General features: G+C 70.9%; 9 protein-coding genes and 1 tRNA gene. 4 read left to right on the top strand and 6 right to left on the bottom strand.

Annotated elements, in window-relative coordinates:
• The coding region (locus AX750_RS01785; RefSeq protein ID WP_156451219.1) for a DUF938 domain-containing protein at nucleotides 1-398 on the top strand (398 nt) is incomplete at its 5' end.
• Between the two features lie 17 nt (nucleotides 399-415).
• Here the strand turns inward: AX750_RS01785 and AX750_RS01780 are convergent.
• The 4 genes from AX750_RS01780 to AX750_RS01765 all read right to left on the bottom strand — a co-directional run bounded on the left by AX750_RS01780 (nucleotide 416) and on the right by AX750_RS01765 (nucleotide 5,777).
• Nucleotides 416-502 (bottom strand) — tRNA-Leu (locus AX750_RS01780).
• Nucleotides 503-580: 78 nt separating this feature from the next.
• A complete protein-coding gene (locus AX750_RS01775) occupies nucleotides 581-1,243 on the bottom strand; it encodes a DUF1190 domain-containing protein (RefSeq protein WP_066716969.1) in 663 nt (220 codons plus the stop codon).
• A 28-nt stretch (nucleotides 1,244-1,271) separates the two neighbouring features.
• On the bottom strand, nucleotides 1,272-2,852 hold the full coding sequence (locus AX750_RS01770; protein ID WP_066716972.1) for an AMP-binding protein: 1,581 nt from the start codon (nucleotides 2,850-2,852) through the stop codon (nucleotides 1,272-1,274).
• Between the two features lie 99 nt (nucleotides 2,853-2,951).
• A complete protein-coding gene (locus tag AX750_RS01765; protein ID WP_066716975.1) occupies nucleotides 2,952-5,777 on the bottom strand; it encodes a phosphoenolpyruvate carboxylase in 2,826 nt (941 codons plus the stop codon).
• 167 nt (nucleotides 5,778-5,944) lie between these two features.
• Between AX750_RS01765 and rutB the strand changes: the two genes are divergently transcribed.
• From rutB to AX750_RS01750, 3 genes are all read left to right on the top strand, one after another.
• Entirely contained in the window at nucleotides 5,945-6,682 is a 738-nt protein-coding gene (rutB, locus tag AX750_RS01760) for a pyrimidine utilization protein B (protein ID WP_066716978.1), read from the top strand.
• Between the two features lie 48 nt (nucleotides 6,683-6,730).
• Entirely contained in the window at nucleotides 6,731-7,933 is a 1,203-nt protein-coding gene (locus AX750_RS01755; protein ID WP_067253452.1) for a Zn-dependent hydrolase, read from the top strand.
• Between the two features lie 121 nt (nucleotides 7,934-8,054).
• Nucleotides 8,055-8,972: a DMT family transporter gene (locus AX750_RS01750; RefSeq protein ID WP_066721885.1), complete on the top strand. Its 918-nt coding sequence runs from the start codon at nucleotides 8,055-8,057 to the stop codon at nucleotides 8,970-8,972.
• Nucleotides 8,973-8,981: 9 nt separating this feature from the next.
• Here the strand turns inward: AX750_RS01750 and AX750_RS01745 are convergent, their stop codons facing one another.
• Both AX750_RS01745 and gpt read right to left on the bottom strand, forming a co-directional pair.
• Nucleotides 8,982-9,476 (bottom strand): isoprenylcysteine carboxylmethyltransferase family protein, encoded by a 495-nt coding sequence (locus AX750_RS01745; protein ID WP_066721882.1) that lies wholly within the window; start codon nucleotides 9,474-9,476, stop codon nucleotides 8,982-8,984.
• A gap of 52 nt (nucleotides 9,477-9,528) precedes the next feature.
• The gene (gene gpt / locus AX750_RS01740) at nucleotides 9,529-10,038 is read right to left on the bottom strand and encodes a xanthine phosphoribosyltransferase (RefSeq protein ID WP_066721880.1); all 510 of its coding nucleotides are present in this window, start codon (nucleotides 10,036-10,038) and stop codon (nucleotides 9,529-9,531) included.
• Between the last annotated feature and the right edge of the window lie 83 nt (nucleotides 10,039-10,121).

The raw sequence follows: 10,121 nt of genomic DNA, 5'->3' as shown, positions 1-10,121 counted from the left end.
CGCCCAACGTCCTGCCGCCGCTGCGGATCGACGCCGCCGACCCCGCCTGGCCCGCGACCCTGCCGCCCGGCGAGGCGCCCGCCGCGATCCTCTGCATCAACATGATCCACATCGCCCCCTGGGCGGCGACGGAAGGGCTCTTCCGCGGCGCGGGCGCCCTGCTCCCGGCCGGTGCGCAGCTGATCCTCTACGGCCCCTTCCGCCGCCCCGGCCGCCCGCTCGAACCCGGCAACGCCGCCTTCGACGAAAGCCTGCGCGAGCGCGACCCGGCCTTCGGCCTGCGCGACCTCGGCGAGGTCACCGCGCTGGCGATGGCAGCGGGGTTCGGCTCGCCGGAGGTGATCGAGATGCCCGCGAATAATCTGACGGTGGTGTTCGGGAAAGCAGGCAGGCGCTGATCACGCGACGGAACCCTTGGTGCGGACGGCGGGGATCGAACCCGCATAGCCTTGCGGCTGAGAGATTTTAAGTCTCTTGCGTCTACCAGTTTCGCCACGTCCGCCTGGGGCAGAGCGGTAGCCGCCGCGGGCGCGGCGCGCAAGCGCCTCGGCAGCCCCCCGGAGGACGGCCCGGTTTCGGCTCAGTGCCGCCGCGCCGGCTTGTACCATTCGACGCCGTCGGGATCGACATAGAGGCCGGGCGCCACGTCGGAGCCGATCGCCTTCTGCTGCATCGGCACGCGCACGGTGTCGTCGCGGTCGCCCCGCTTCATGTAAGGAGCCCCGCTCGGAGGCGCGCCGTGGTCGGCCCCGTGGCCGCGCGAGGCGGCGAGGCCGATCGTCCCCTGCCGCCCGGCGACCTTGTCCTGCAGCTCGCTGACGCTGCGTCCCGCGAAGGGCGGCCGCCCGTTACCCTCGATCACGGGCCAGGCGCGGCGCGCCGCGCCCTCCCCGGCCACCCGCACGCCGATGAAGCGCGGCACATAGGTCGCGCCACCCTTGCCGAAGCTCTCCCAGCCGCCGGATGCGACCATCTGGGCACCGCAGCGCTTGTGGCTGCGCTCGCACAGCGCCCGCGAGGCGTAGCGCGGCGCCTTCTGCTCGAATTCGGCGCGGGCATTGCGATAGGCGAACTCGCATTGCTCCGCGGTCAGGATGCCGCCGGCGATGCACTCGTCGCGGCGCTCATAGACGGCGCCGCGCTCCTGCGCCGCGAGATCGACGGGCGCCAGGAACAGCAGCGGGGCGAGCGTGGCGGCGCGCAGGGCCCCGAGCAGCGGAGCGGCGGAACTGAGCAGAATCATGGGCCGCAGCATCCGCATGATTGTGGCTTTAGAGAAGCGAGCGGCGCGAGCGGGCGAGTTCGAGCGTGGCGCCATAGTCGATCTTGCCGTTGCCAAGCACGGGGATGGAGTTCGTCACCAGAATGGCGCGCGGCACCCAGAGCTCGGGGAACCCCTGCGCCTTCGCGGTCTCCTGCAGCAGGCTGCGCTCGGCATTCGGCTTTTCCGTGACGAGGACGAGCTGCTCGCCCTTGCGCGCATCGGGCAGCGCCACGACGACATGGTTGAAGTCCGGCCAGAGCCCGGCGACCATCGATTCGACCGCCGCGAGCGAAACCATCTCGCCGCCGAGCTTGGCGAAGCGCTTGGCACGCCCCTTGATGGTGACGAAGCCGTCGTCGAGCGTGACGATGTCGCCGGTATCGTGCCAGCCGCCTTCGGGCGGCAGCAGCGTGCCGGGCGCGTCCGCGCTGAGATAGCCGGCCATGATGTTGGGGCCGCGCACGCAGAGCTTGCCGCCCTCATGGATGCCCTCGACCGGCTCCAGCCGCGCCTCGATGCCCGGCAGCAGCCGCCCGACGCTGCCCTCGCGCATGGCGACGGGCGTGTTGCAGGCGAGCACCGGCGAGCATTCGGTGCAGCCATAGCCTTCGAGGATCGTGGTGCCATAGGGCTCCCACATCCGACGCGTCTCGGGCTTCACCCGCTCGGCCCCGGCCACGACATAGCGCACGCTCTTGAGGTCGTCCGGGTCCGCAGCGCGGGCGTAACCCTGCAAAAACGTGTCGGTCGCGAACAGGAAGGTGCAGCCGGTCTCGCCGATCAGCTTCGGCACCTGCTTGTAGTGGAGCGGGCTCGGATAGAGCACGACCTTCATGCCCGACAGCAGCGGCATCAGCAGGCCCGCCGTCAGCCCGAACGAGTGGAAGGCCGGCAGCGGGTTCATGACGATGTCGCGCTCGGACAGGAAGCCGGCCGCGAGCGCGAAGATCTGGCGCGCGTTCGAGACCAGATTGGCGTGGCTCAGCACCACGCCCTTCGGCTTGCCCTCGGTGCCCGAGGTGAAGAGGATCACCGCCGCGTCGTCCGGAGCCGCCGCATGGCTGCGATGCACGAAACCCGGCGCGAGGCTCGACAGCGCGCCCAGCGCCTTGTCGAGGCTGGTGATCTCCTTGCGGACGTCTTCGAGATAGATGACCCGCCTGTTCTCACCGAGCGCCTCCAGCTCGTCCTCGAGCTTGGCCTGGTCGACGAAGCGGCGCGAGGTCACGATCGTCTTCAGCTCGGCGAGCTCGCCCGCCGCCCGCAGATTCTTCACGCCGGCCGTGAAGTTCAGAAGCGCCGGCACGCGGCCGAAGGCCGAGAGCCCGAACAGCGTCACCGCGAGCGCCTGCACATTCGGCAGCAGCACGCCGACATGTTCCCTAGGCTGCGTGTAGCCCGCGAGCTTGCGCCCGAGCACGAGCGCGCCCAGCACCAAGTTGCCGTAGCTCAGCGGCTTGCGCTCGGCATCCTCGACCGCGACGCGGCCCTTGCCATGGCGGGAGACCGCCTGCAGCAGCGCCTGGAACAGGGTGATCCGTGCGCCCGCCGCATCGAAGACGGGCAGCTGTCGTTCGGTGTCGGCCATGCTTGGCTCGGCTCCCGGCTGGCGTTTCCTCTTGGCTTCCTAACTAAGCCGATCCGCAGCCGTTGCAATGACGCTCTGCCAGCCACCCCGCCGGCGCCATCAGCCGAAGGCGCCGATCTCGTGCTGGATCGCGCCGGAGATCTCGCGCAGCAGCTCGAACAGCGCCTGCATCGGCGCGATCACGTCGCGATGCAGCGCCTCATAGGTGCCGGTTTCCCGCGGGCCTGGCGGCTCGCCGAAATCGAGCCCGATGGTCGGGTCGGGCCGCAGCGGGAAAATGTCGGCCAGCAGGGCGAGGCAGGCCGGCACGTCGAGCCGCAGCAGCCGCTCGACCAGCACCTCGCGGGTGATGCCGGCATGGGGCCGGAAATCCGGGATATGGCTGGCCCGCAGCCAGATGCCGTGCATCGCCGCCAGCCGCAGCGCATGCAGCGCCACCAGCCGCGCCGGCATCTCCGGCACATCCGGCGCAGCCGCCTTCAGCTTCAGCGCATCCGAGGAGAGCCGCCAGAACAGGCTGCGCAGCGAAGGCGCGAGATCGAGCCGCGACAGCGCCTCGCCGACGGCGAGCAGCTCGTCGCGACGTCCCTCGCGCAGCGTGCGCCGCGCCCGGTCGAACCAGCTGCCGGGGTCGAGCGAGTCGAGATAGGCGCGCAGCACGTCGAGATCGCTCGCCGCCAGCGCGTGCTCGGCCAGCCGGTAGGCCCGGTCGAACCGGTCGGAGCGCTCGCGCATCGCGTTGAACAGATCGGGCGCGCGCGCCGCCGCTTGGCCGATGCCGTGGACGCTGTTGGCGAGCCAGCCGAGCTGCTGCAGGATCGCGTTGTTGGGAATGGCGCGCAGCTCGCGCGGATGGCGGATGCGCGTCGGCCCGCCGGCATCGCTCTGGCGCGCGGCGGGGCGCGAGCCGGTCTTGTCGAGCAGCGAGGGGCCGAAGGTGCCGATCAGCGCGGCATAGCCGGAGTCGTCGACCAGCGCCGTCATCTCCTCGCGCACGGTCTGGAAGAACTCGGTGGCGAAGTCGGGCTCGTCGTAGATCGGATCGGCGACCTCCTCGGCCACCGGCACGAGCACCGCCTCCGCGATGCGCCCGATAGTCGCCGCCGCCAGCAGCGGCGTGCCGAACATCAGATAGCCGTCGCTGCCCTGGAAGCTGGTCTCGCGCACCGAGCGCAGGCCGGCCCTGGCGAAGGCCGCGCGCGCCCAGGCGGGTTCCAGATAGGCCAGCCGGTCGGCGAGGCTGGCGGGATGGGCGCCGCGCCCGGCGGATTCGCCATGGGTGTCGAAAATAACGAGCTCGACCTCGGAAAGGTCATAGCGGCGCAGCAGCTCGCAGATGCGGATGCGCAGCCGCTCGATCCAGAAGGTCGCCGCGACCTGCCCGATATAGCGGCCGGAATCGGAATAGCCGAACTGCACGCAAAAGCGGCCATGGCGCTTGAGATAGGCGCGGAAATGCGGGCTGCGCAGTGCCTCGTCGATGATGCGCGGCCCCTGCTCCAGCGCGTCTTCCGTCTCGAAGAGCGGCGAGATCTCGACCCGGTCGGCGATGCCGAAGCGGCTGGCGAGCCAGAGCGCGCAGAGCAGCGTGTAGCCCGTCTCCGTCTCGGCCACGAGAAACCGCACCGCCTTGGTGCCGTCGACATGCTTCACGATCTGCGCGATCGTCATCAGCATCCGCGTCGCCGAGGCGCGCTCGGCCGCCAGAGCGCCGAAATCGACCGCGATCGGCGCAACCTTCGCCAGCAGACCGTTCACCGCCGAGAGGAAGGCGCGCCGCTGCGCCGGCTGCGTCGGCTCCTCGTCGAGCGGGATCACGCCGCGCATCGCGTTGTGGAGCTGCGAGGCGTTGAGCCGGAAATGCGGCAGCGCGATCGAGACGCCATGGGCGACGCAGCCGGCCCTGACCAGGCAGAGCGCCATCCGCGTGTCGTCGTCGGAAGAGAGCCCGATCGCCTCGTCCAGCGCCGCGATCAGGCGCGACGCCTCCGGCAGCGCCGCCTCGCGCTCATTGACCAGCGCCAGAGCGAAGGCCTGCAGCGCCGGCAGGGCCGGCTGCGTCGTGATCGGCGGCGCCAGCGCCAGTTGCCGCTCGACCGCCGCCAGCGCCGTGCCGACCAGCTCGCGCACGGCAGCGGTTGCCGGCACGGCCGGCAGCTTCTCGAGGATGCGCGCGAACTGGCCCTGCTTCGATTCCAGCCGGTAGCGCAGCGTGTCCCACCAGCCGATATCGGTGCGCCCGTCGGTGTCGCAGCCGACCCAGGAGGCAAGGATGACCGGGCGCGGCGCCAAATCCTGCCAGCGCTCGGGCGAAAGCGACTGCGCCGCCCGCAGCAGCGCGGCGTTCAGCCGGTCGATCGCGTCGCGGGCATGGCGCACGGCGTAGCGCGCCTGCTCGAACTCGTCCTGCAGCGTGATCCGCCCGTCGGGCCGGAAGGACAGCGCTTCATCGCCGATCACCGCCTCGCCGCCCGCCTCGCCGCTGGCCTGCGCCGCGAGCGCATGGGCGAGCCTGCGGCTCATGCCGAAGGTCGGATGGGCGGTGAAGACGGCCGCGAAGCGCAGCCGCTCGACGGCCTCGCGATAAGCGGCCAGCGGATCGGCAGCGCCCGCGGCTGACTCGGCCAGCCTGCCGGCCAGCGTAGCGAAGGCCGCCTCGCCATCGCCGTCGAGCCCGACATAGGCCGCCAGCCGCCCGGCCCGCTGGCGCAGGGCCTCGCGTCCCAGACGCCGCACCAGCCCGCAGGCCGCCTCGACATCGAGCTCGCCGCGGTCCATCCGCCGCGTCAGCCACAGCGTCACGCGCAGGACCGGGTTGCCGAAAGGGTCTTCGCGGGCATCGGCCCGCGCCTGGGCGATCTCGTCCAGCAGCCGCGCGGCCAGCGCCGCCTCGTCGCCGATCACGCTCTCGACCCCGTCGTTCATCGCGCAGCCCTCCCGGAATCGGCCGAGGCAAGTTTCAGACCGGAACACCAAGGCAGCGCAAGCAGGCCCCGGCATGGCTCTTGCTGGACCGGCAGGCGCATCTTGCCCGCCCTGCCCGGCATGCGATGCTCGCCCTCATACGCCTCGATGCCCAGCCGGAGATGCCGATGCCTGCCTCGTCCGCCGCCGCAGCCGGCCTGCCCGAACAGGATGCCGCCGCCTCGATCGTCCTGCCGGCCCGGCCGGAACCGCTGCGGCTCGATCCGGAACGCACGGCGCTGATCGTCGTCGACATGCAGAACGCCTATGCCTCCGCAGGCGGCTATATCGACCTCGCCGGCTTCGACATCACCGGCACGCCGGCCGTGATCCGGCAGGTCGCGCTGGCGGCCGAGGCCGCCCGCAGCGCCGGCATCCCGGTGATCTTCCTGCAGAACGGCTGGGATGCCGCGTATCGCGAGGCGGGCGGGCCGGGCTCGCCGAACTGGCACAAGTCGAATGCGCTGAAAACGATGCGCCGCCGGCCCGAGCTCGACGGCAAGCTGCTGGCCAAGGGCGGCTGGGACTATGCCATCGTCGATGCGCTGACGCCGCAGCCGGGCGACATCGTCGTTCCCAAGCCGCGCTACAGCGTCTTCTTCAACACCAACATCGACAGCCTGTTGCGGGCGCGCGGCATCCGCAATCTCGTCTTCACCGGCATCGCCACCAATGTCTGCGTCGAATCCTCGCTGCGCGACGCCTTCCATCTCGAATATTTCAGCGTCGTGCTGGAGGACGCCACCCATGCGGCCGGGCCGGACTTCGCCCAGAAGGCTGCGCTCTACAACATCGAGACCTTCTTCGGCTGGGTCTCGACCGTGGCCGATTTCGCCGGCGCGGTCGGCCAGCAGCCGCCGGCCTGATCGCGACATCGTCCCGCGCCTCCCCGCCTGCCCGAAAGCGAGCCCGCCATGCCTGCCGTCGACACCGAAGCCTTCCTGCGTGATCTCTACGAGCTGCGCGCCATCGGCACCTTCAAGACCGGCGTCCACCGCCCGACCTATTCGCCGCAGGACATGGAGGCCCGCCGCTGGCTGATGGCCAAGCTGACCGCATGCGGGCTGGAGGCCTCGATCGACGGCATCGGCAACGTCTATGGCCGCCATCCCGGCCCGGGCCCGCATCTGCTCGTCGGCAGCCACATCGAATCGCAGAACGAGGCCGGCTGGCTCGACGGCGCGCTCGGCGTCGTCGCCGGCATCGCGCTCGCCCGGGCAGGCCTGCCGGTCGATGTCTGCGCCTTCGCCGACGAGGAGGGGCATTTCAGCCTCAGCCTGCCCGGCAGCCGCTCGATGATCGGCGATCTGACCGAGGAGGCGATCGACGGCGCCCGCAACCGCACCGACGGCACGCCGCTGCGCGAGGCCCTGCGCGCCGCCGGCCTCGAGGGCCTGCCGCGCCGGCAGCTCGAGATCGGCCGCTACAAGGGCTATTACGAGATGCATATCGAGCAGGGCACGCAGCTCGAAGAGGCGGGCCTGCGGCTCGGCGTCGTCACCGGCATCGTCGCGATCTGGCAGTGGCGCATCGTCGTCGAGGGCCAGCAGGACCATGCCGGCGGCACCACCATGGCCGAGCGGAAGGATGCGGGCCTGAGCGCGGTCCGGCTGCTGGCGGCCATCGACGCCGAGTTCCCGCGCCTCGTCGGCGAGCGCACGACCTGGACCACCGGCCGCTTCCGGCTCGAGCCCGACGCGCCCAACATCATTCCCGGCCGAGCCGAGATCCTGTTCCAGTTCCGCGACGTCTCGGTCGCGGTGCTGGAGCGGCTGGAGGCGGGACTAAAATCGCTGGTTCAGGAGGCCAACCGCCGCGAGCGCTGCAAGATCACGCTCTCCTCGGTCTCGAAGGCCGTGCCGGCGCTGTGCGACCCGGCCATGATGCAGGCCCTCTCCGACGCCGCCGAGGCCATCGCGCCCGGCGCCTGGCAAACCATGCCCTCCGGCGCCGGCCATGACGCGCAGGTCATCGCCCGCACCATGCCGGCCTCAATGCTGTTCGTGCCCTCGATCGGCGGCATCTCGCATCACTGGAGCGAGGACACGAAGGACGAGGACCTCGCTTTGGGCATCCAGGTGCTGCACGGCGCGGCCGAGCGATTCCTGGCGGGGTAGACCGCGCCGGGCGCAGGGTTGCGCCGGCGCTCTCACCCCTTGCCCGGCAGCGACCGGGCCCGCATAGGAGCGGGGCGCAACCGGAGCCGTTCTCCGGCCCCGGCCCTCGCGAAAGACACCCGTGACAGACCTCGCCTCCCCCAACGCGGCCGCCTCCGCGCGCCGCCGCCTCTGGCTCGGCATCGGCTGCGGCCTGCTGACCAGCCTGATCTGGGGCGTGCAGTCCGTGGTCTCGCGCCAGTCGGTGGCGGATGGGCTGAGCGCGGCCGACGTCACCATCCTGCGCTTCGTCGTGGCCTCGCTCCTGCTGCTGCCGCTGGCGCGGCGGCGGATGCGGCCCTTTCCGGTCGGTGCGCTCGGCTGGCGGCGCGCGCTGATCCTGACCGCGCTCGCCGGCGCACCCTATGCCCTCGTCCTGGTCGGCGGCGCGACCTTCGCCCCGGCACTGCACGCCTCGGTGATCGTGCCTGGCTTGATCCCGGTGATGACGGTGGTGCTGGCCTTCCTCGTACTCGGAGAAAGGCCGGGGCCGCTGCGGCTGCTCGGCCTCGCCCTGGTGCTGGCCGGCATCGCTGCCTTCGGCTGGCAGGCCTTCGGGGAATCGGGCGCAGGGGCCGGCGCCTGGATCGGCGATCTCTTTTTCGTCGCCAACGCCGTGATGTGGTCGGTCTTCGGGCTCCTCGCTTTGCGCTGGCGGACGGACGCCATCGACGTCACCATCGCGACCTGCCTGCTCTCGCTGCTGTTGCTGCCGGTCTTCGCCCTGACCATGCCGATCCGGCTCGGCGAGGTCGCCTGGCCGGCGATCGCGCTGCAGGCGGTGTATCAGGGCGCGCTCGTCGGCGTCGGCGCACTGTTTCTCTACACCAAATCGGTCGAGTGGCTCGGCGCCTCGCGGGCGACGCTGTTCCTGCCGCTTAACCCGGTCGTCACCGCGCTGGCCGCGATCCTGCTGCTCGGCGAACATCCCTCCCCGGTCGAGGTCGCCGGCATGGTGCTGGTGATCGCCGGCATGAGCGTAGCGCTGCGGGCGCGCTGAACCTCGCTCTCAGTGCCGGCCGATCCAGCGGCGCACCCGGCCGCGATAGGCCAGCCAATCCGGACCGAACACCGCTTCGAGATGGCGCTCCTCGCGCTCGATCGCGAGCTTCAGCACCAGGGCCGCGGCGACGAGCCCCGTCACGATCAGCCAGAGATTGCCGAGACCGAGGCCGGCGCCTGCCATCATCAGCGTGTTGCCGAAATAGATCGGGTTGCGGCTGATCGCGAATGGGCCGCTCTCGACCAGCGCGGTCGCGGCGCGATGCGGCAGGATGTTGGCGCGGGCGCGGGCCATCGTCGCCATCGCGGAGAGATCGAAGCCGGCGCCGAGCATCAGCAGCGCCCAGCCGACGGGGTCGAGCCAGCCTGCCAGTGCGCCGTCGGGCGCCGGATCGGGCAGCGGCAGCAGCCGCTGCAGCGCCATCGCGAGCAGGATCGCTCCGCCATAAAGCAGGGGCGGCCAGGGAATGCGGTTGGGCCGGTCCGTCGCTGCGTCGATCATCGCGATCTCCTCAAGACGGTGGCGGCCGGCCCACCCTCAGTCCTTGCGGTCCTCAGCCCTTGTGATCCTTGGCGATGGGCTCGACATAGGACAGCCCCATATCCCAAGGGAAATAGATCCAGGTGTCCTGGCTGACCTCGGTGACGAAGGTGTCGACGGTGGGCACGCCGGCGGGCTTGGCATAGACCGTGGCGAAATGCGCGTTCGGCAGCATCTGGCGCACGACCCGTGCCGTCTTGCCGGTATCGGTCAGGTCGTCGACGACGAGCACGCCCTTGCCCTTGCCGTCGCCGATCGCCTTGATCGAGGGCGCGACGTCCTTGAGGACCTTGAGCTCCGACTGGTTCTTGTAGTCGTGATAGCTCGCGACGCAGACCGTCTCGATCAGCCGCAGGCCGAGTTCCCGGCAGATGATCGCCGCCGGCACCAGCCCACCGCGGGTGATGCAGACGATCGCCTCGAACGGCCCCTTCTCCGCCAGCCGCCAGGCGAGCGCGCGCGCGTCGCGGTGGAACTGGTCCCAGGAGACGGGGAAGGCCTTGTTGGAGGTCGGCTCGGCCATGGTGGGGCTCCGGATGAGGGCGGGCGCGGACGGCCCTTCAGCCCCTGGCAAAACCCTATCGGCGCGCCGCTGGCAAGGGGCGA

Origin of the sequence: Methylobacterium sp. CCH7-A2 (genome assembly GCF_001557075.1) — a bacterium.
GTDB lineage: Bacteria > Pseudomonadota > Alphaproteobacteria > Rhizobiales > Beijerinckiaceae > Allobosea > Allobosea massiliensis.
The sequence above is the reverse complement of the archived record's forward strand: the minus strand, read 5'-3'. Positions and strand labels throughout refer to the sequence as shown.

What these genes read in the sequence shown, in the direction of transcription:
- AX750_RS01745 (WP_066721882.1), bottom strand. Translation starts at nt 9,476, where the DNA reads ATGATCGACGCAGCGACGGACCGGCCCAACCGCATTCCCTGGCCGCCC.
- AX750_RS01770 (WP_066716972.1), bottom strand. Translation starts at nt 2,852, where the DNA reads ATGGCCGACACCGAACGACAGCTGCCCGTCTTCGATGCGGCGGGCGCA.
- AX750_RS01765 (WP_066716975.1), bottom strand. Translation starts at nt 5,777, where the DNA reads ATGAACGACGGGGTCGAGAGCGTGATCGGCGACGAGGCGGCGCTGGCC.
- AX750_RS01775 (WP_066716969.1), bottom strand. Translation starts at nt 1,243, where the DNA reads ATGATTCTGCTCAGTTCCGCCGCTCCGCTGCTCGGGGCCCTGCGCGCC.
- rutB (WP_066716978.1), top strand. Translation starts at nt 5,945, where the DNA reads ATGCCTGCCTCGTCCGCCGCCGCAGCCGGCCTGCCCGAACAGGATGCC.
- AX750_RS01755 (WP_067253452.1), top strand. Translation starts at nt 6,731, where the DNA reads ATGCCTGCCGTCGACACCGAAGCCTTCCTGCGTGATCTCTACGAGCTG.
- gpt (WP_066721880.1), bottom strand. Translation starts at nt 10,038, where the DNA reads ATGGCCGAGCCGACCTCCAACAAGGCCTTCCCCGTCTCCTGGGACCAG.